Annotated in this window: 22 protein-coding genes; 4 read left to right on the forward strand and 18 right to left on the reverse strand. The window is 50.1% G+C overall.

The annotated features are described in order from the left end of the window. Positions 1-270 (forward strand): hypothetical protein (locus MIB40_RS13655; RefSeq protein ID WP_249695259.1); only part of this gene is annotated, 270 nt, incomplete at its 5' end. Positions 271-380: 110 nt separating this feature from the next. After that, positions 381-1,745, forward strand: a complete 1,365-nt coding sequence (gene creD, locus MIB40_RS13660) for a cell envelope integrity protein CreD (RefSeq protein ID WP_249695261.1) — start codon at positions 381-383, stop codon at positions 1,743-1,745. A 95-nt stretch (positions 1,746-1,840) separates the two neighbouring features. On the opposite strand, the gene MIB40_RS13665 is transcribed toward creD, so the two are convergent. The 3 genes from MIB40_RS13665 to MIB40_RS13675 form a co-directional block, all read right to left on the reverse strand. Then, positions 1,841-2,236, reverse strand: coding sequence for a hypothetical protein (locus tag MIB40_RS13665; RefSeq protein ID WP_249695264.1), 396 nt, complete (start codon positions 2,234-2,236; stop codon positions 1,841-1,843). Between the two features lie 95 nt (positions 2,237-2,331). After that, positions 2,332-2,895 (reverse strand): Crp/Fnr family transcriptional regulator, encoded by a 564-nt coding sequence (locus tag MIB40_RS13670; protein ID WP_249695267.1) that lies wholly within the window; start codon positions 2,893-2,895, stop codon positions 2,332-2,334. A gap of 128 nt (positions 2,896-3,023) precedes the next feature. Beyond that, complete coding sequence (locus MIB40_RS13675) at positions 3,024-3,722, reverse strand: B3/B4 domain-containing protein (protein WP_249695269.1); 699 nt, start codon at positions 3,720-3,722, stop codon at positions 3,024-3,026. A gap of 144 nt (positions 3,723-3,866) precedes the next feature. Here MIB40_RS13675 and MIB40_RS13680 point away from each other — a divergent pair, with 144 nt between their 5' ends. After that, positions 3,867-4,109 carry a hypothetical protein gene (locus tag MIB40_RS13680; RefSeq protein WP_249695270.1) on the forward strand — a complete coding sequence of 81 codons (243 nt, stop codon included), beginning with the start codon at positions 3,867-3,869 and terminating at the stop codon, positions 4,107-4,109. Positions 4,110-4,196: 87 nt separating this feature from the next. Here MIB40_RS13680 and MIB40_RS13685 read toward each other — a convergent pair whose 3' ends face one another. From MIB40_RS13685 to MIB40_RS13745, 13 genes are all read right to left on the reverse strand, one after another. Then, positions 4,197-5,078, reverse strand: a complete 882-nt coding sequence (locus MIB40_RS13685) for a prohibitin family protein (RefSeq protein WP_249695272.1) — start codon at positions 5,076-5,078, stop codon at positions 4,197-4,199. Between the two features lie 618 nt (positions 5,079-5,696). Next, the gene (locus MIB40_RS13690) at positions 5,697-5,951 is read right to left on the reverse strand and encodes a hypothetical protein (protein WP_249695275.1); all 255 of its coding nucleotides are present in this window, start codon (positions 5,949-5,951) and stop codon (positions 5,697-5,699) included. 69 nt (positions 5,952-6,020) lie between these two features. Next, positions 6,021-6,674, reverse strand: coding sequence for a DUF2959 domain-containing protein (locus tag MIB40_RS13695; RefSeq protein ID WP_249695277.1), 654 nt, complete (start codon positions 6,672-6,674; stop codon positions 6,021-6,023). 102 nt (positions 6,675-6,776) lie between these two features. After that, positions 6,777-7,253, reverse strand: coding sequence for a peroxiredoxin (locus MIB40_RS13700; RefSeq protein ID WP_249695287.1), 477 nt, complete (start codon positions 7,251-7,253; stop codon positions 6,777-6,779). A 121-nt stretch (positions 7,254-7,374) separates the two neighbouring features. Further along, positions 7,375-8,502, reverse strand: a complete 1,128-nt coding sequence (locus MIB40_RS13705) for a DUF2855 family protein (protein WP_249695289.1) — start codon at positions 8,500-8,502, stop codon at positions 7,375-7,377. Then, positions 8,499-9,425: a haloalkane dehalogenase gene (locus tag MIB40_RS13710; RefSeq protein ID WP_249695291.1), complete on the reverse strand. Its 927-nt coding sequence runs from the start codon at positions 9,423-9,425 to the stop codon at positions 8,499-8,501. The genes MIB40_RS13705 and MIB40_RS13710 overlap by 4 nt, the downstream gene beginning before the upstream one ends. Positions 9,426-9,540: 115 nt before the next feature. Beyond that, complete coding sequence (locus tag MIB40_RS13715) at positions 9,541-10,119, reverse strand: TetR/AcrR family transcriptional regulator (protein ID WP_249695292.1); 579 nt, start codon at positions 10,117-10,119, stop codon at positions 9,541-9,543. A 332-nt stretch (positions 10,120-10,451) separates the two neighbouring features. Beyond that, the gene (locus MIB40_RS13720) at positions 10,452-10,793 is read right to left on the reverse strand and encodes a hypothetical protein (protein WP_249695294.1); all 342 of its coding nucleotides are present in this window, start codon (positions 10,791-10,793) and stop codon (positions 10,452-10,454) included. A gap of 190 nt (positions 10,794-10,983) precedes the next feature. Continuing rightward, on the reverse strand, positions 10,984-11,469 hold the full coding sequence (locus MIB40_RS13725; RefSeq protein ID WP_249695296.1) for a hypothetical protein: 486 nt from the start codon (positions 11,467-11,469) through the stop codon (positions 10,984-10,986). Between the two features lie 66 nt (positions 11,470-11,535). After that, positions 11,536-11,928: a hypothetical protein gene (locus MIB40_RS13730; RefSeq protein ID WP_249695298.1), complete on the reverse strand. Its 393-nt coding sequence runs from the start codon at positions 11,926-11,928 to the stop codon at positions 11,536-11,538. Between the two features lie 127 nt (positions 11,929-12,055). After that, positions 12,056-12,274, reverse strand: coding sequence for a hypothetical protein (locus MIB40_RS13735; RefSeq protein WP_249695299.1), 219 nt, complete (start codon positions 12,272-12,274; stop codon positions 12,056-12,058). A gap of 45 nt (positions 12,275-12,319) precedes the next feature. After that, positions 12,320-12,769 carry a DUF1499 domain-containing protein gene (locus MIB40_RS13740; protein ID WP_249695301.1) on the reverse strand — a complete coding sequence of 150 codons (450 nt, stop codon included), beginning with the start codon at positions 12,767-12,769 and terminating at the stop codon, positions 12,320-12,322. A 49-nt stretch (positions 12,770-12,818) separates the two neighbouring features. After that, the gene (locus tag MIB40_RS13745) at positions 12,819-13,709 is read right to left on the reverse strand and encodes a LysR family transcriptional regulator (RefSeq protein WP_249695303.1); all 891 of its coding nucleotides are present in this window, start codon (positions 13,707-13,709) and stop codon (positions 12,819-12,821) included. Between the two features lie 132 nt (positions 13,710-13,841). On the opposite strand from MIB40_RS13745, the gene MIB40_RS13750 reads away from it, so the two are divergent. Then, a complete protein-coding gene (locus tag MIB40_RS13750) occupies positions 13,842-14,828 on the forward strand; it encodes a zinc-dependent alcohol dehydrogenase family protein (RefSeq protein ID WP_249695305.1) in 987 nt (328 codons plus the stop codon). Positions 14,829-14,966: 138 nt separating this feature from the next. Here MIB40_RS13750 and MIB40_RS13755 read toward each other — a convergent pair whose 3' ends face one another. Continuing rightward, complete coding sequence (locus MIB40_RS13755; RefSeq protein ID WP_249695307.1) at positions 14,967-15,329, reverse strand: hypothetical protein; 363 nt, start codon at positions 15,327-15,329, stop codon at positions 14,967-14,969. 197 nt (positions 15,330-15,526) lie between these two features. After that, complete coding sequence (locus MIB40_RS13760; RefSeq protein ID WP_249695308.1) at positions 15,527-15,985, reverse strand: GNAT family N-acetyltransferase; 459 nt, start codon at positions 15,983-15,985, stop codon at positions 15,527-15,529. Positions 15,986-16,006: the final 21 nt, after the last annotated feature.

Below are 16,006 nucleotides of genomic sequence, written 5' to 3' on the forward strand. Positions count from 1 at the left end.
TGTTCAGGTCTCGACATGAACGGCGAGCTTCGCCTTGATAAAAACCATTTTAGGATCTGCAGAGATCTATCCGAATTAATCAGAGGTGCCCTAGCCTTTCAGGCCCGAACCGTCGAGCAGGAAGAGGTAAAACGATTCCATGTCAGCGAGCTACCGGACAACCTCATTCCCAACCTGAAGTGGCTGATCCCTCTGGCGCTGGATCAACAAACCGACTTCTCCCAACCGATCTCCATCCAGGAGATTGCAGCCGAGCGGCTGGAAGCCTAGTTCGGTATTCTGCAACTATCGACAGTTAAGTACCTGCCATAATTGATCAGATTGTTGCCCGCTGATCGCCAGTATTGCCCGTTACCCTTTAGCTTTTTAAGGGGGCATCTATGCAACGTCATTTAATCATCAAGATAACGATCATAGCCATACTGGCTCTGTTGATTCTAATCCCGGTCAGTATGGTGAAGTACAAAGTTTATGAAAGGCAGGGCTACCTCAATCAAGCCAGGGCCTCGGTAGCAAAAAGCTGGACGGGGGAACAGCTGATCGTCACTCCGGTACTGGTAATCCCTTACCAGATATCAACCATGGCTTCGAAGGTGTTCTATACCGATAAAGGCCAGTCCGTTGTTAATAACAAAATTTCCAAAAGAGAGAAAATCGTCTTACCCGACCAGCTAACCAATCGCATAACTGTCGACAACAAAACGGTTTCCAAGGGCATTTATAAGGTCCCGGTTTATGACAGCCAAGTAGAATTGACGGGGGCATTCAGTGCAAAAAAATTGCAACAAGCACTGGCCAACATCAACAATACTCCGGGCATTGAGAATCTGGGCACGCCCTATCTGGCCGTGCACATTTCCGATATGCGCGGTGTCGATAAGGCACCCGAGCTAACCATCAATACCGCCACCATAGCGCTTGTTCCTGGCAGCCAGCTAACATCTTTACCCGAAGGTTTTCACGGTTTTTTAAGTGACAGTACCGCGCTGGAAGCCAAGCAGACATTCAAGATAAAACTCTCGCTGCGCGGCATGGGAAGCTTCTCCTTCCTACCGCTGGCCGATGATGCCAGCAACCAGATGGCATCCAACTGGCCTCATCCCGAGTTTATCGGCGCATCTCTGCCCAAGGATCGTACGATCAGTGCCCAGGGCTTTACCGCCAGCTGGTCATCCTCCCGCTATTCCAGCAACGCAGAGAGCCTGTTGAGCAAATGCCTGGCGAATGATACCACCTGTTATGAGCTGACCAACGCCTCATCGGGCGTCAGCTTTATTGAGCCCGTCGATATCTATCTACAGTCTGAGCGTTCCATCAAATATGCCATGCTGTTTATAGGCTTAAGCTTTATCACTTTTTTTATTGTGGAGCACATTACCAACCTGAGAATTCATCCGATTCAGTACGCCTTTGTCGGCCTGGCCATCTCGGTGTTCTATCTATTACTGATCTCGCTGGTCGAGCACATCAGCTTTGGCTGGGCTTACCTGATTGGCGTTATCTGTTGCTGTTCTCTGTTGATTTTTTACGTGCGCTATATGCTGCATAGCCTGCGCTCATCATTGCTCTTTGGGCTGATGATCGCAGGGCTCTATGGCTTGCTCTATGTGATCGTACAGGCGGAGGACTTTGCCCTGTTGATGGGATCCATTCTGGTATTTGCGGTATTAGCCGCCCTGATGGTAGCCACCCGACATATCGATTGGTATAAGCTGGCGCCATCAGACAAACCGATAGAACAATAAGGTGATACGCAAAGTGAATAACAACGACAGGGCCATCTGCGCACAATTCAACGGATGGCCCTTAGCCGGTTGTAGCTATCGACGATGTAAATCCATTAGACCACCGATCGCTTATAGAGCTGGGCAAAGTAGTATGCGAACAAGATCAAAAAGAGGCCATCACCCATCACAACAACGAATATTACCGGGCCAGCTATGCCTGCAACATACAGGTTTAACAGAGTAATAATAAAACCAAGTTTGCCAATACTCCCTATCACTACGATGCCGTAGTGCTTTACCGGATTAGTCGAAACCATCAGATAGCCGACAAAATAGGTGAGTGTCGTTCCCCACGCCCCTTTGTAGACAGCAAACATAAGCGGGTCCGAAAGCCCTCGATCAAAGAACAGTTCGAATGTAAAAGCTGTATTGAAAAAGCCGAAAATGGCTCCTGTCAGATTCCAAAGTGCTGCGACTAGAAACAGGGTGGTAAATGCAGAACGTTCCATGTGCTTGTGCCTATCGTGTCAATGCGGATAAGCAACAATGGCATAGGATAAAGATCCCGCGCATTTACATATGTAAATAGATCCTGAAAACGACGCTATTTTTTACGGATTCGACTGAGCTGTGTAGCACTGATACCCAAATAAGAGGCTATATGATACTGAGGGATAGTCTCTTCAAGCCCTGGATGCTCATCTTTGAAAATCAGGTATCGCTCTTTTGCATCCAGCAAAGCCATCTCGAGCTGCTTCTTTTCATTCCAAACGAAAAACTGCTCGGCAATGTTCCGGCGTAGTCGCTCTAACTCAATACTGTTGCCGGATAATCGCTCAATTACATCAAAGCTGATACGCCATATCGCACAATCGCTTAATGCCTGTTGTGGCAGCCTGTTCTTCTCTTTGCTAATCAATGATGCATAGGACCCTATAATGGCCGGGGCAGTAAAAAATGTCTTGTTGTATTCTTTGCCCTGCTTGTTGGTATAAAAAGCCCTTACAGCCCCCTGCTCAAGAAAAGCAATTTCGTTGGCGTACTCACCCTCTCGCACAAAGTAGTCGTCTTTTTTCAATTCATCGTACACACAAGCAGATTGTATGATTTCAAGCGTCGACTCTGACAAAGGGCCGTATTGATTCAAATAGGAAAACAGGTTTTTCATTATTATTTTCCATGAGTAACACGAGGTAAACGCTCTATCGTTGACGATCGCATCATCTTCGATAATTCAGGTGCTCTCAGGTTCATTTGATACCTCACATCGATTTGATTTGGATTCTCTGTCCGGTGTTATGGTTTATCGGTTGCGCACACAACCGTTTCTTCAATCACCGCCTCGGGCATCAGCACCTTCAGATGTTTAATCATCTCTTGCCCCGCCTCATGCAAATAGTCCAGTGGCATTTCCGGCAGGCTCTCCAGAATAAACCACATATTTCGTGTCTGGGAGTCGATGCGTGTTCGAACACCCTGGCGCCAATTCCAGCGCCGGCAGGTTACGCCAATGTCATCACGCCAAATCACCTCTCCGGCATCAGGATGCTCTGTTGCGGGTTCGCCATTTTTGACCGTATCAAAGACCTCCGTGCCATCGGCCACCGTCAGCGTTGGCCTGCCCCGGTAGGCATCAGCATTTTCACCACCAACAGGAATGGCATAGCGAATACTGATGGCATTGTAGATATCGACAATGGGATCAATACTGGGTATTGCACCGTCTTTCAAGACCCGCTTGCGTAATGCAGCAGCGGAACAGGGGGTTCGGTTTGGCTTGGCACCAAACTGCCTGAACGCATCACCCCAGGCCTCAATGTGCGCTTGTGCCCAGGGATAGTCCGTTTCCTGTGCCGATACGCAGGCCTCTTTTAGCATCCTTGCGGCATAATCAGCATTCTCCACCTGAGTACCTTTAACGGTGATACTCAAGGCTCTGAAATCGGGTGCTATTCGGGAAATACTCGCGTCAATCGAGGGTGATAACATTGTCATTGGTTTACGCTCTGATTGCTTTGTCTGCAACAGATTACCGTGAAATTCGCAAAAATGTAATTTTTCACGAACAGCCCAAAGCAGACGGTAATTCGATACTCTCAAGCTGCAGGTAAGGACAAGAACACCCGATAGGATTAGGTGATGGCGTCACAGCTTGCTGTCTGCAAAGACCTTTCAAAACTGCATAAACAACTAACTGCATTGGTTATATTCCTATTTATAGGACAACCTGTCGTACTGGGACTGTCGAGTTCGGAGATGGTATTGCTATCGGCCACACTGCTTATTTCGAGTGTCAGCTTTTCCAGTGGCCAGTCAAACATTCTGGTGGGAACCACACACCTGCTGCTGTTCTTTGCCTATGTTATTCTGATGTTTGGATAGAAAAAACAGGCCCAGTTTAGCTGGGCCTGTTCTTAAAAAGAAATCATGAACCTATATAAGGGCTCTGCCTCCTTATCCCAGTATTAGTTATTTTTGAGCACTGCGAATATCCATAATTGGCATGGCACCTTGGCCCATCATAGTTGAGGGCAACTTGCCATCCCAGGCTTGAGCTTCCGTGAGTTTGACGATAAGCGGATTATTTTTTAATGCTTTGGCCTTGGCTTCAATGGCCTGCGCTTCGGCTTTACCCTTGAGGAGTATTGACTGAGCCTCGGCCTCGGCAACTTTAAGTATTCCTTTCGCCTTAGCATCCGCAGTATTCACGGCACGAAGTGCCTCAAGGCGCTGCCTTTCCAGTTTATGCTCTTCTGCGGCAGCAAGGTTTTTCTCTGTCTGCTTGATCTCGATTGAATTTATATATTTTTTAGGCAGTACAATATTTTCTATTTGAATATTATCTACCACCACCGGAAAACCTTCCATCTCTTGAGCGAGACGATGCTCAATGCCCTGAATGGCAGAGGCTCTGTCCTGAATAAGCTGCTCAGCTTCAAACTGGGGAATAGTATCTTTAGTGGCAGACCTGAATCGAGGGTCTAGAATACGCTGTTCAAATTGCGTTAATCCACCATATCTTTTGAACAACTCAAGAGCCGCTTCCTTATTAACAGTCCAGTTGACGGAAACCTCTATGGTGACAGGCATCTGCTCTTTGGTACTGGATGCCATTTTTTCTGCATTTTTCCTGGTTCTTACCTCTATCATTTCAACGGTTTCGATAAAGGGAATTTTAAAATGAAGACCTGGATTCTCTTGATCCATTGCCTCACCAAAACGTTTCACAACACCGACATGACCCTCGACCACAATATAGTAAGAGTTTAAAAGTCCTACCACTAACACTATTAATGGAATCCCTTTGGATATGTTTGCCAGATTCAAATAATTCTTGATACTAATATTCATTACTTCCCTTACAACAGTAACTGGAATTTTCGATTTTCACCGAAATGATGACACGAACTCGTACCAACAAGATCGGAACTCATGCTTAAAACGGAGCGAAGTATAACCCAAGCCGATTTTATCTTTCAGATAAACAGTCGAGGTTGGCGATAAAGATTGATAATGATATCGACGACATAAGTATATAAGGGCTTTGACCCCGCAGACTTTATATCTTTATTTGGGCAATCAACTTAGCTGAGCCAGTATTTGCCCATAATTTTTCTTATACTGCTCGTAGTTTTCAATATGCTTAGGATTGAAGTTAACGCCTGTTTTACCTTTTGGAGACGATTCAACGACCTCTTGAGGGAAAACATACACCTCTCGCTCACCTATTGGATCAACCAGCCCACCTTCCATATTACTAGGAGCTTAGCTAACCATAAGCCCAGTATTCGCTGCTATTTCACCCATCGCCAAATATTCAGCACCATTGGCAAGTGCTGCAGTTATTCGATTTTTAATTTTACTCATAAATTCACTTCACTTCTTCGTATCAGCATGGGTGAAAAAGATCTCTATCCGATCAAACGATTAAAAGGAAATCGCTTCAACCCACCTACTAACAACACCCAACTACGTCCTCGGACTGCGATCACTATTAATAAACTTGGCCACAAATACCGCCGTGCCGTGCTCCTCGAAAGAGCGCTTCATCAAGCGGGTCAATGCCGACATTAACAGATCGTACTCACCGAACAGCTGGGTACTCATGCGGTTGGGCACCACACGAATATTGCCTTCCCGGGAGAGCTGATCGATCAGCTCAAGGATGGGGCCTTTGTAGCCGTCCTGTAAGGGATAGAAACTCAGTTCAATCGACAGATCCATAGTGCCTCCTCGGGTTTACGAAGCATCCTTTGGATACTCCGATAGCTATTGAAATTACCCCAGCCGCGATTAACCCTCTTGCAGGGTTTTCAAGAACGCTTCGGATTCGGCAATGGAACGTTCCATCTCTTTCACCAGACGACCGACATCGCTCTGGATGGTTTTCAGTTCGCCTTTCAGGGCATCGATCGCTCGCGCGTTCAGGTTATGCTTGAGGAACAATACCTGGTCTTGCAGCGCCGCCAATACCGGTTGCATCTTGGCCTCTGAGCGGCGCATGGCTTTGATCAGGCTTGTGTACTTGCTTTGGGTATTTTTCAGCTTACGCTCGCTCTGCTGGCGCAGACTGGCATTGCTGTATAGTTGCAGCTCTTCGCGCCACTCATCGAACAACGCTTCGGAGACATCCTCCACCGCTTCGATACGGTCGGTTACGGCTTGCGCGGCATCACGGCTGGATTCGTATTCATCGTTAAGCAGGTCATACTTGTCGGCCAGCGCCTGGTCTTCGATGGTGACTACGCTGCGGTATTGTTCCAGCGCCGACTTGAACTGCTCCTTGGCATCATTCTGGGCATCGCGGGCGTCTTCCACACGGTCAACCATGATGTCGCGCTTGTGCACGCCGACCTGTTCCATGGCTCCGTAGTAAGCACTCTGACAACCTGCAAGGGCGATGCTCAACACCGCCAACATCCCCGCTCGAATCCCTGTCTTCAACATATAATTACCCTTAGCTTTTTAGTCTCATTTTCTGTCGGCCGAAGCTGTCATGGTGACAGCTTCGCTTGCCTGCGCGGCCAGAAACAACCGGTCAGCGTTGCATCAAAGTGCAGCCAGTATGGTTTCTGCGCTGCTGACGTCGATGCCTTTTTCGTCGATGTTCAACAGCTCCACGACACCATCGTTAACGATCATTGCATAGCGTTTGCTGCGGGTTCCCATTTTGAAGCCGGAGGCATCCAGGGTCAGGCCCAGGGCTGTGGCCAGCTCGGCATTACCGTCGGCCAGCATGATAATCGCTTCGGCGTTTTGCTCCTTGCCCCAGGCGCCCATCACAAAGGCATCGTTGACGGAGGTGCAGATAATGCTATCGACACCACGGGCCTTGATGGTGTCTGCATTGACCACAAAGCCAGGTAGATGGGTCATGGAACAACCGGGGGTAAAGGCACCGGGTACGGCAAACAGCACGACTTTCTTACCCGCAAAGAGTTCGTCGGTGGTCACATCTACAGGGCCTTTGGCCCCCATAACTTGTAATGATAAGGAAGGGATTCGATCGCCGATCTGGATACTCATAGGGATTACCTCGGGTCAGGTTGAGGGGGAAACAAAAATGGCGGAACGCCAGTGTTATCAAAGTCTATGCCGATCGCACCACATGTCAATCGGCATAGCTTTCGCGCCGTCTACTGACGGCTTAGCGATCCAGTAACGAGAGTATATTGCCGGTGCACGGATTCACCTGCCCCTTCAGCGTTTGCTGATACACCTGCTCGGTGGCCGCAACACCCAATGACTCATCAACCTCCATCCACTGGTCAACGAACTTGATGAATCGGAACCAGGCGGTGGCAACCCGGGTTTGGAACTCGACGCCGCCCCACTCCTGCAATCGTTTCTGGGCCTGGGTCGGGGCAAAGAACATCTGCGGCGTCGGGCCAGGCAACTTGCCCGACGCATTGGCCGTGGCATCCCAATGGGACGCGCCCACCCGGCAACTGTATTGCAGCTGGTCTTGAAAGTGCTCGTGCAGTTCACCGATGAGGTCGGCCATACCGGCAAAGTCGACCAGTGCCGTGGGCACGCCGGCATCCAGTTCGCTCACACGATCGTAGGTCAGTACGCGATCGTAACAACCCAGGCCCTGGACAAAGTCGAGGTTCTTCTGCGAGGTCAGGCCGACAATCTCATACTGCTGCTCGCGAGCGTCGCGATGCTGCTGCAGCAAAAAGGCCATGCCCAAAGCGGTTTTGCTGGAGGCACTGGTCAGTACCAGTGACCGGGCGCCAAAAAAATCACTGTCGGCAAAGAAGTCGTCCAGCAGGAAGGAGGTGGTAAACAGCGGCCGTAACAGCATCTGCAGGGCTTCGGTATCGGCGCTGTAGATCGGATCGGCGGCCACCCGAATGTACTGGTTATAGATCACCGGTAACGACCGCCGATGTTCGGTGCCATCGACAAAGCTGCTGTCGTTAATTTTGGCTGGCTGCATCACCACATGACTGGCCATGGGGAAATAACCGTACACACGCTCACCGACGGAAACCGCATCGCAGTTTGAGCCAATCACATCGGCAAAACCCCAGACCGGGATCACACCACGACCAGAGGCTTGCGGAAAAAACTCCCAATACCGCAGCATATTGCCCATGGCCGCATAGGTGATGTTGTTGGCTGTGAAAGAGAAACGGTCCACTTGAAACAGCACCTGCCCCTCGGCCAGAGAGTCAGTCTTCTGCAATGCTTGCTCGAGCACCTGAAGATCGGCAAAGTCGGTTTTGTCGACGGTGCAGGTAACATTGATCGGCGTATTGCTAGGGCTCATTCGACAGCTCCTGTATGGGTGGTGTTATGGATAAAGGTAACCACTACCTCGGCCAGGGTTTCGCCCTGATCTTCCTGCAGGAAATGACCGCCGTTGGCGATGGTGGTGTGGTCTTGCCCGGCGCAGCCAGGAATCAGTTTCTGCATCAGCTTGTCACCCCCGGCGGTAATCGGGTCGGAGTCGCTGAACGCGGTCAAAAAGGGTTTATGCCATTGACTTAATACTTTCCAGGCCGCCCGGTTTTTCTCCGAGGCCGGGTTATCGGGAGTAATAGGCACCAGCAGGGGAAATTGCCGCGCGCCCTCTTTGTAACGCTCATCGGGATAGGGAGCGTCATAGGCATCGACCACCGCCTGAGGCAATGTCGTTGTGGTCGCCTTATCGATGATACTGCCGGTGGGAAATTCAGGCACCTGCTGGGAGAAGGCCTGCCACTGTTTAAAGGCATCGCCGGGATCATGGTCGCCGGTCGGCAGCATGGTATTGGCGGCCACGACGCGGGCGAAACGCTGGGGGTTTTCCGCCACCAGGCGCAAACCGATCAAGCCACCCCAGTCCTGGCACACCAGGGTAATTTGCTCCAGCTCAAGCTGATCCAGCACGGCCTGCATCCAGTCGACATGACGCTGATAGGTGTAATCGCTGCGTTGGCTGGGTTTGTCGGTACGACCAAAACCCACCAGATCCGGGGCGATCACCCTGTGCCCGGCAGCGACCAGTACGGGAATCATTTTACGATACAGATAACTCCAGGAGGGCTCACCGTGCAGCAGCAAAACCGGCGCCGCCTGCGCCGGCCCCTCATCCAGATAGTGCACCCGCAAACTGCCGCCCTCGGTATCATCGACGGTCAGGTAGTTGGGTGAAAAGTCATAGCCGGGCAGGTTATCAAAGCGGCTATCGTCGGTTCTCAAGCATTCCATGGATCGCTCTCCTGTTATTTTAAAATGATCGCTCTAATATTGGGCACATCTTTTTCCATTGTGATTACTGCGCTATTTCATTCTTAGTCCTTCGCCAGGATTTGTCCGAGGGAGGCTAGTGCAAAAGCGCCCTGACCGAGGCCATGGCCGGAGTCAACCAGCGGCGATTGGTCGCCACCTGAGAACTCACCAGCATGCCATTCATCAGCAGGCCGAGGTGCGCGGCCCGGGCCTGGGCATCGATGGTTGCCGGTAGTGCGCCCACCTGCTGCGCACGCTGCAACGCACTAATAAGCCCCTTTTCGGCCTGCTTCATACCCATGGCTACTTTTTGACGTACCGCTTCATCGTGGGGGCCGAGTTCGGTGGAGGTATTGATCAGCAGGCATCCCAGTCCGTCGTAAGCCGCTCGGGGTTTGAAGCAGTCGAGAAAGAACTGCTCAATACCCTTGACGGGATCTCCCTGCAACAAGAAGCGCTCGACTCGATGACGAACAACGCAGTCGATGTAATGATCCAACACCTTCAGAAACAAGCCATCCTTGGAACCAAAACTGTTGTAGAGGCTGCCGGGGGTCAGCCGAGTCGCAGCCTCCAGATCCTTCATACTGGTGGCCGCATGCCCCTTGCGCCAAAAGCACAGCATGGCACTGGTCAAAACGGCTTCTTCGTTATAGGTCTTGGGACGCGGCATCGAATGAACTGGCTCCTATACTAGAGTGGTCACTCTAAAATAGACATCTGCTCTGCGCAAGCAGCACCGACAAGCATGGCCTACTGAAATAGGCGACTATCGCTTTTATGAATAATACGGTGATGGATGGTATGCGATGGATAACACTACGATGACTAGTCGCGATATACGAACGCTCGAGAACTGCTCGCTCGACACCAAATGGCGCGATACCAGACCCACGCATTGAATAGAAAAAGAGGCTATCTTGAAATGTCCCGGCAAGCAGGGGCCAGGATTTTCCCGCGTGGAAATTCACACGCGGGATAAATGAAAAGAGGTCAGTGCAACCTTTACTGGCAGCGCGCTATATCAGTTTCATCAATCTCAAGGTTTTCAAAGGCTTCCTTGGCCTTGGGACCGAAACACTCAAGAAACGCCTGACCACCATCGACACTCTGGGGATAGCTGTTCAGACAATAACGATAACCTTCCTCGAACTCTTGCAAATAGCTGTTCTTTTGCTCTTCTGTGACCCCTAAACAGGCCATCCGCTGACTGAGTTCCGGCGAGTTACGCATCTCACTCATCACCGTCTCGATGATGCGGTTGGTATTGGCGTCGGCCATTGCATGGGGAGCCAACAAGGCCCAAAACAGGGTTATGGATAGCAGCACCCGTTGTTTTACTTTCATCAATAAATTCCTTTTACTCTTTCCTTGTATGCCCATGACCAAACATCACGGGACGATATTCAACACCATGGGACCAGGTGCAACACAGTTGTAAACAAAGTCACCAGAGAAGTCACCCTGTTTTTTTATCCGTCATAGCACAATATGCTTAAACCCTCAGCCCATCTGGGTTTGCGCCCCAGAATGAGTTTCAGTAGGACCAGAGTAACAACAGCATTAGCAGCCCGAGAATCGCCGTGATCGGCACGAAATTCTTACCCAGTAATCGACTCAGCCTTGGACTTTCTTCTTCCTCCCAACGCTGCCAGGACTCAGGCAGCAACGAGCCTTCTTGTGGAAAATTGAAAAAATTCTTGTCGTAACAATGCAAATTCTTGCTGATGCGAACCAGCACACCGGAGTATCGGTCGCCGTGCATACGCTCCCTGAGCTGCATCGCAATGGACACTCCAATCCAGATGATGATCGCGCCACTCAGATACACTTTTGCCGGAAAGCCTGGTCGGCTCAACAAAGCACCATTATCTGCCCCGGTAATCAGCCCTGCCATACCGGCCAATAGAATCGCACTGGACCAGATGAATATCTTGTATTCCTTTTCCCGGTGATAACCAAACTGGTGCCAATAGATCTGATTAAGATGTTCGAGTAATTGCTGTTTATTTACGTCTTCCATAACAAGTCCAGCCTTGCCCAGAGGAGATGCTTTCTACCAGCACGCTGGTGAAGTTGGTTTTGATAACTACCAAATACCCATGTGCTGGCCTGCCAGATACCCCAGACAGGTCAGCAGGAGTATTCGGATCGAGATACTGTACGGCGAATGGCCGAGGGCAATTTGCGTTTCACTGTATTCTACACCCAGGTGCCGAAATGGGTTGGCCCAGGGGTTGAAACCGAATTGAAAGCTGCCACTACCCGTCACCAGCTGTAGTACATTCACCGGAATAAATAGCTGTTTGGCTCTGTATAGGTGGGCCGCTTGAATCTCCGAATAGGCAATCGTCCAGTTCCCGCATTCGATTCTGTCGTCGAACACCTTGAACCGGGCCCGCTTTGCCGACACCCAGTTATGGGAATAGCGAGGCTCTTTGCTCTCTCGATTGGTAGCCTTGCAATAACACTGGTATCTCATTCGATCCCTCATACCGCGGCGGCACATCCTGTGCGCATAGCATTAATACTCATCATTTTGACTTTGCAATATTTCAATCAAGACCAACAACATGACCGCACTAATGATTGGGTATCATATACCCTCGTCAGTTATCACTCTCATCGCCATTGGCGGTAAAGAAATAGCCGATCCAGCCAGGTAAAAATTCCCGACCATAGTACATAAACCCGACACCAACGCCGATTAACAGGAAGGCGTCAGACTGACTGATTCTATTATCCTTCGGCAATTCAGCGTAGAAAACCAGGCATATGATGCCGATGACCGTACAGGCAATACCGATCCATCCAGAAAAGAACCTCATTGCTCTTCCTTATCGACTATAGGGTTATCGTTCTTTAATCCTGAGCTAACGCACCACACCTCGCTCAATCAGGATAGCTCGCAGGTTTTCCACGCGTTCCCGATTAACACCAAAATCGGAATAGCCCGTTCGTGACGCCGAATAGACCGCAATGATTCCGTCTTCCGGGCGCAGATGCAGCTGTAGATCATCGATAAAACCCAGCAACGAACTTTCGCTCTCGGCGTGCAAGTAATGTTCGTTGAGTTCAATTAGTTTGGTTCGAGGCAGAATCGACACCGCCTCTTTGGTGGCAATCCAGGCGGTTGCAGGATCGACCGCCAAGGTGAAAGCAGCCACTTGCTGCTCTTCATTCTGGGCATCGCTGGAGACACAGTTGGGGGACTCCGGACAAGGTAAAAAACGGTTTTCCTCGACACCCAGTTTTATGGCTTGTGTACCGCCGCAAGCGGCAAGTAACAAGGTGACGGTTATTACTGCAGAGGTTCGTAACATGGGTAAATAATCCTCTCATAAGAGTTCCATTGATTTGCAATACCAAATACTAGTCCCAATAGGGCTGAGCCCCAAAACGTTCGATAAAATATTCGATGAAGACTCTGACTTTTGGTGCCAGCAAACGCGAACTGGGATAAATTGCCCACAAGGCGGTACCAGAGACCAGTGGATAGTCTGACAATATTTGCACCAGTTCGCCACGTTGCAGATGCTGATAAACGCACCATGTGGAACTGATCGCAACACCCAGGCCATTAACACAAGCGTCCCTGACTGCTTCGCCATTATCGGCTCGCAGATTCCCCTGGGGCTTTACGGTTAAAAGTCCCTTCGGGGTTTCAAATGACCAGTGCTCTAGCCCCATCAAATGTATGCATTCGTACTGGTCAAGCTCGTGAGGCGTATCAGGCTGACCGAAGCGGGCAATATATTCGGGTGAGGCACAGACAATACGCTTATCGGGTGCCAGCTTACGCGCAATCAGAGTAGAGTCTTTCAGCTCGGCATTTCGGATGGCGACATCGAAGCCACCTTCTACAAGGTCCACAATATTATCGGAAAAGCGTAAATCCAGTTTAAGTGTCGGGTAACGCGCGAGAAACCCTCGTAGAGCCGGCATCACATGCAGGCGCCCAAACGAAGCCGGTGCCGTGATCCTCAGGGTACCACTGGGTAGCGCACTACCGGCACCGACTGCTGCGCGAGCTGCCTCAACACTGGATATCACTTCCTCAGCATGAGGCAGAAAGGCCATACCGTCTTCGGTTAATGACACCTTGCGCGTGGTGCGATGAACCAGGCGTACTCCCAACCCCTGCTCCAGCTTATTGATATGAGCACTGGCCACTGCCGGGGAGAGATCCAATTCCTGCCCGGCCACACTGATGTTGTGAGTGATACTCAGGCGCACAAACAATCTGAGGTGCTCTATATTCATCTCAAATTATCAACAAAATCTATAAACTGATTAAACATAGTCGCTTATTATCATTATTAAAACCATAAACTAGAGTATTAACACGCCCTGCAGCAGAACGCTAACCACTGCAACTCACAGAAGGACCTGTATATGAAAGCCATGATCATTCGAGCCTACGGAGGCCCCGATGTCTTCGAACTCACCGACCTGCCCAAGCCTGAAGTCCAACCAGGTCATGTGCTGGTGCGACTCAACGCGACCAGCGTCAATACCGTCGACACCATGATTCGTCAAATGGGTAACGATCTACCGCTCTCTCCCGAACTACCCGCTCTGTTGGGGATGGATTTTGCCGGCACCATCGACGCCGTTGGTGAAGGTATCAGCGACTTTAAGATCGGCGACGAAGTGTACGGATGCGCCGGAGGTTTAGCCGATCTGCCAGGTACCCTGGCCGAATATATGGTTGCGGATGTTCGCTTGATCGCCCATAAACCGGACAATTTATCGATGCGTGAAGCCGCTGCGTTACCCCTGGTAGGTATTACAGCTTATGAGGGCTTAACCCGGGCCGGCACCAGCGCAGGGCAAAAGGTATTGGTCCATGGCGGATCGGGTGGCGTCGGCCATATTGCTGTGCAACTGGCGCGTCATTTGGGCGCCGATGTTTTTGCCACCGGCGGGGGTGACAAACAACTGGCCCTGATCGAACGCCTGGGAGCAACCGGTATCGACTATAAAACCGAGTCAGTTGCCGACTATGTTACCCAGCATACCCAGGGAGCTGGCTTTGACGTTGTGCTCGACTCAGTGGGTGGCGCCAATATGGCCAACTCATTTGAAGCCGCCGCCTTGAATGGTCAGATAGCATCAACCGTTGCCATGGTTGAAATGGACCTTTCCGTTGCTCACTTCAAGGGGCTGTCGCTGCATGTAGTCTTTATGCTGATTCCAATGCTGCACAATGTTGGCCGGGAAAACCATGGTGACATTCTGAAAAAACTGGCCAGCATTGTCGAAGCCGGCGGCGTCAAACCTGTACTGGATGAACAGCGATTCTCTTTGACCGATATTGGCCAAGCTCACGCTCGCCTGAGCAGCGGAGAAGGTATGGGAAAAGTGGTTGTAGATATCTAGGTCCGCCCTACGGGGCTTTCAGGCGAATCCAGACTCTTTGTTACACCTTTTTGAAAGGTCTAGACCTTACTGCAAACGCGCGCCGCGATTCTGAAGTCGCCTGGAAGCCGAAGCTCATCTGAATTAATCAGAGTTGCCTTAATAAATACTCACCTCTACCGTAACTTCTGCACCAGAAAAAGAGTCATCATCAATGGGGTCAGAGAGAATTCGACCGCCAATAACGATCTCTTCTTTGCTCTTATTCTGACTAAACAGATTCGGTAACACATTGCTTCGGGCGGAGGTATAGACCACCGACGAAGCGTTGTTGGCCTCAAGCGGAACGCTAAGGTCCAGGGGTTTTTTATTGATCTTCTTCTTTGGGGAATTATCTTTTTTAACAACGGGTGCCACTTCTGTTTCTTTTATTATTTCTCCGTCAAAATCAACAAAAAAATAGACGGACAGAAGCCCGACCAACAAGACAATTGCAAATACAATCACGCTGCGTTTGAACATATAAACTCTAGCTATGAAACTGCGTATTAACAAAACGACAAGAAAGGGACCTAGCCACTTTCGACCGGGCTATATCATGCCATAGCGCTGGCAATAGTAATGCAAACGGGCTCAAACTTTCACCCATGCCCCCCCCCAAGGCCCCTGATCCACATACCCGCCGCACAACCTAGCAACAGCAAAAGAAAGAAATATAGTTAGTACTTACTATCAGTCAAATTCAATATCATGGGTTGGTATTTAAGCCCCGCCGATTCCGCCACCCCTCCTGCACATTGAAAACCAAAACAGGCATAAGCCGACACCGAACTTAATGACGCACTCACCGTCAATTCTTGCGTTCTCGTCATTGGACGAATGGCTTCCATTAATGCCCGACCAACCCCTTGCCTTTGCGCATCCGGCTTAACAAACAACATGGCAATATGACGCCCTTCTTTAAGCTCAATGACACCCTGGATAGTCTGACCCTGTTGAAAAATCAGTATTTCATTATCTTCGTTCATGCGTTTTTCGAAACTATCAATGGACGCAATGTCCCGAAAAGTATGAATACCCTCATCGGATACGGTGGTCGCCACCGACCCCATAAACGCATCGAGGCATAGCTCACTAACTTCTGGCAAATCTTCCAGGAAAATTTTCCTTATCAGCATCCCTGCGCCCTCATAATGCTT

Source organism: Aestuariirhabdus haliotis, from assembly GCF_023509475.1.
Taxonomy (GTDB): domain Bacteria; phylum Pseudomonadota; class Gammaproteobacteria; order Pseudomonadales; family Aestuariirhabdaceae; genus Aestuariirhabdus; species Aestuariirhabdus haliotis.

What these genes read in the sequence shown, in the direction of transcription:
- creD (WP_249695261.1), top strand. Translation starts at nt 381, where the DNA reads ATGCAACGTCATTTAATCATCAAGATAACGATCATAGCCATACTGGCT.
- MIB40_RS13665 (WP_249695264.1), bottom strand. Translation starts at nt 2,236, where the DNA reads ATGGAACGTTCTGCATTTACCACCCTGTTTCTAGTCGCAGCACTTTGG.
- MIB40_RS13670 (WP_249695267.1), bottom strand. Translation starts at nt 2,895, where the DNA reads ATGAAAAACCTGTTTTCCTATTTGAATCAATACGGCCCTTTGTCAGAG.
- MIB40_RS13675 (WP_249695269.1), bottom strand. Translation starts at nt 3,722, where the DNA reads ATGACAATGTTATCACCCTCGATTGACGCGAGTATTTCCCGAATAGCA.
- MIB40_RS13680 (WP_249695270.1), top strand. Translation starts at nt 3,867, where the DNA reads ATGGCGTCACAGCTTGCTGTCTGCAAAGACCTTTCAAAACTGCATAAA.
- MIB40_RS13685 (WP_249695272.1), bottom strand. Translation starts at nt 5,078, where the DNA reads ATGAATATTAGTATCAAGAATTATTTGAATCTGGCAAACATATCCAAA.
- MIB40_RS13690 (WP_249695275.1), bottom strand. Translation starts at nt 5,951, where the DNA reads ATGGATCTGTCGATTGAACTGAGTTTCTATCCCTTACAGGACGGCTAC.
- MIB40_RS13695 (WP_249695277.1), bottom strand. Translation starts at nt 6,674, where the DNA reads ATGTTGAAGACAGGGATTCGAGCGGGGATGTTGGCGGTGTTGAGCATC.
- MIB40_RS13700 (WP_249695287.1), bottom strand. Translation starts at nt 7,253, where the DNA reads ATGAGTATCCAGATCGGCGATCGAATCCCTTCCTTATCATTACAAGTT.
- MIB40_RS13705 (WP_249695289.1), bottom strand. Translation starts at nt 8,502, where the DNA reads ATGAGCCCTAGCAATACGCCGATCAATGTTACCTGCACCGTCGACAAA.
- MIB40_RS13710 (WP_249695291.1), bottom strand. Translation starts at nt 9,425, where the DNA reads ATGGAATGCTTGAGAACCGACGATAGCCGCTTTGATAACCTGCCCGGC.
- MIB40_RS13715 (WP_249695292.1), bottom strand. Translation starts at nt 10,119, where the DNA reads ATGCCGCGTCCCAAGACCTATAACGAAGAAGCCGTTTTGACCAGTGCC.
- MIB40_RS13720 (WP_249695294.1), bottom strand. Translation starts at nt 10,793, where the DNA reads ATGAAAGTAAAACAACGGGTGCTGCTATCCATAACCCTGTTTTGGGCC.
- MIB40_RS13725 (WP_249695296.1), bottom strand. Translation starts at nt 11,469, where the DNA reads ATGGAAGACGTAAATAAACAGCAATTACTCGAACATCTTAATCAGATC.
- MIB40_RS13730 (WP_249695298.1), bottom strand. Translation starts at nt 11,928, where the DNA reads ATGAGATACCAGTGTTATTGCAAGGCTACCAATCGAGAGAGCAAAGAG.
- MIB40_RS13735 (WP_249695299.1), bottom strand. Translation starts at nt 12,274, where the DNA reads ATGAGGTTCTTTTCTGGATGGATCGGTATTGCCTGTACGGTCATCGGC.
- MIB40_RS13740 (WP_249695301.1), bottom strand. Translation starts at nt 12,769, where the DNA reads ATGTTACGAACCTCTGCAGTAATAACCGTCACCTTGTTACTTGCCGCT.
- MIB40_RS13745 (WP_249695303.1), bottom strand. Translation starts at nt 13,709, where the DNA reads ATGAATATAGAGCACCTCAGATTGTTTGTGCGCCTGAGTATCACTCAC.
- MIB40_RS13750 (WP_249695305.1), top strand. Translation starts at nt 13,842, where the DNA reads ATGAAAGCCATGATCATTCGAGCCTACGGAGGCCCCGATGTCTTCGAA.
- MIB40_RS13755 (WP_249695307.1), bottom strand. Translation starts at nt 15,329, where the DNA reads ATGTTCAAACGCAGCGTGATTGTATTTGCAATTGTCTTGTTGGTCGGG.
- MIB40_RS13760 (WP_249695308.1), bottom strand. Translation starts at nt 15,985, where the DNA reads ATGCTGATAAGGAAAATTTTCCTGGAAGATTTGCCAGAAGTTAGTGAG.